The organism is Desulfovulcanus sp., from assembly GCF_982781345.1.
Window position 1 is genome coordinate 1 of sequence record NZ_CEYAEZ010000129.1, and the last position, 1,861, is coordinate 1,861.

4 protein-coding genes are annotated in these 1,861 nt (G+C 43.6%); all 4 read left to right on the plus strand.

Annotated features, from left to right (window positions below; genetic code table 11):
- Positions 1–304 (plus strand): YraN family protein (locus tag AC3WVG_RS11590; RefSeq protein WP_488798277.1); only part of this gene is annotated, 304 nt, incomplete at its 5' end.
- A complete protein-coding gene (rsmI, locus tag AC3WVG_RS11595) occupies positions 282–1,163 on the plus strand; it encodes a 16S rRNA (cytidine(1402)-2'-O)-methyltransferase (protein WP_488798278.1) in 882 nt (293 codons plus the stop codon). The genes AC3WVG_RS11590 and rsmI, both read left to right, overlap by 23 nt.
- Entirely contained in the window at positions 1,141–1,410 is a 270-nt protein-coding gene (locus AC3WVG_RS11600; protein WP_488798279.1) for an HPr family phosphocarrier protein, read from the plus strand. The genes rsmI and AC3WVG_RS11600 overlap by 23 nt, the downstream gene beginning before the upstream one ends.
- Positions 1,410–1,861 (plus strand): phosphoenolpyruvate-utilizing N-terminal domain-containing protein (locus AC3WVG_RS11605; RefSeq protein WP_488798280.1); only part of this gene is annotated, 452 nt, incomplete at its 3' end. The genes AC3WVG_RS11600 and AC3WVG_RS11605, both read left to right, overlap by 1 nt.

Below are 1,861 nucleotides of genomic sequence, written 5' to 3' on the forward strand. Positions count from 1 at the left end.
GATGGGCTACAGGATCCTGGAGCAGAACTACAGATCAAAGCTGGGCGAGATAGATCTTATCGCCATGGACGGAAACGTGCTGGTCTTTATCGAAGTAAAGACCAGGAGCTCCTCAATAGATTATGCCAAAGAGGCAATTGATGCAAAAAAGATGAAAAGGCTTTCCATGTTGGCTTTATCTTATATAAAGAAAAAAAGATACGAAAACATGAGGGCCAGGTTCGATATTGTGGCCATATGCATTAAGGAGGGAAAACCTCAGCAAATAGAGTTGATCAGAGATGCCTTCTGGTGCAAAACATAAAGGAAAGGGATCCTTGTACGTGGTCTCTACACCAATAGGAAATCTCGAGGATATAACCTTGAGGGGCATCAGAATACTCAAAGAAGTGGACATGGTTGCTGCAGAAAGCATGTCAAGGACAAGGACATTGTTGAGTCACTACGGCATAAAAAAAGGGATAATAAGCTACAGAAGGGAAAACCAGAAGAATATGACCCGCAGGATAATAGAAAAACTGAATTCAGGATACAACATAGCCCTTGTGAGTGATGCTGGGACACCTGGAATATCTGATCCTGGCTCCTACCTGGTAAGCAAGGTTATGGAAGAAGGCTTAAGTGTTGTTCCTGTTCCCGGTGTTTCTGCTATCACAACAGCAGTGTCTGTCTCTGGGATGTGTCACCAGGGATTTGTTTTTTTGGGTTTCCTTCCGTCTGCTCCTGGAAAGAGAAAAAAGAGGCTGGACTCCTTGAAATCAGAGACATTGCCAATGATATTCTTCGAGGCTCCCCACAGACTCGTGGAAACGCTGAAGGATATAAGGAGCATTTTAGGAAACAGGGAAATAGTTCTCCTTAAGGAGCTAACAAAGCTCCATGAGCAGATAACAAGGGGTTGCATCGACGACATATTGAAAGATCTGGAGGGTATGGATATAAAAGGCGAATATGTTATCATAATACCCGGGGAAAAGAGCGCCTCTTCTGAGCACATTGGCGAGGAGCTTGTTTTTTTAATGGACAGGATGCTGGGAGATGGTTTAAGCACAAGGGATGTGGCCAGAACCATTTCAAGAGAAGGGGGGATGCCTTATAGAAAGGCATATAAAAAATGCTTGGAGAGAAAAAAGCTCCTTTATGGAAATCAAAAAAAAGCTTAGGATAAAAAATGACCTGGGCCTGCATGCCAGGAGTGCGGCTATGATAGTGGAACTGGCAAAAAAGCACAATGCCCGCGTATATTTTAAGAAGGGGGAGCAGGTAATAGAGGGGGATAGTATATTGTCCCTGCTCACCCTTGCCTGTCCAAAGGGGACAGAACTGGAGGTAAGGGTCGTGGGAGAAGATGCAGAGATGCTCATGAGGGAATTATCCCGTTTATTTGAAAAGGGTTTTGGGGAATTGTAATGGTTAGTGGAAAAAGGATAGAGCTAAAGGGCATTCCTGTTTCCTCAGGAATCATAATAGGTAAAGCCCATCTTGTGGACAGATCAAAGGTAAAGGTGCCTCTAAGGAAAATTGACGACAACTCTGTCCCCTATGAAACGGAAAGATTTAAAAAGGCGGTAGAAAAGGCCAAGGAACAGCTTTCAGAGCTTAAGAACAGGCTCCCTGGCAGGCTGAAAGAGCATGGATTCATACTGGATAGCCACATGATGATATTAAACGACAGCATGTTGTATGATGCCACACTGAAAAAGATAAAAGAAGACAAGATCAATGCCGAATGGGCATTAAAGGAGTCATTTGAGGAGATAAAAGGCCTGTTTTCCCAGATAGAGGATAGCTATATCAGCGAAAGGATCAATGACGTGGAAAACGTGGTGCAAAGGATCCTGAGAAATCTTATAGGATATAG

Coding starts and splice junctions, on each gene's coding strand:
- rsmI (WP_488798278.1), top strand. CDS start 282: ATGCCTTCTGGTGCAAAACATAAAGGAAAGGGATCCTTGTACGTGGTC.
- AC3WVG_RS11600 (WP_488798279.1), top strand. CDS start 1,141: ATGGAAATCAAAAAAAAGCTTAGGATAAAAAATGACCTGGGCCTGCAT.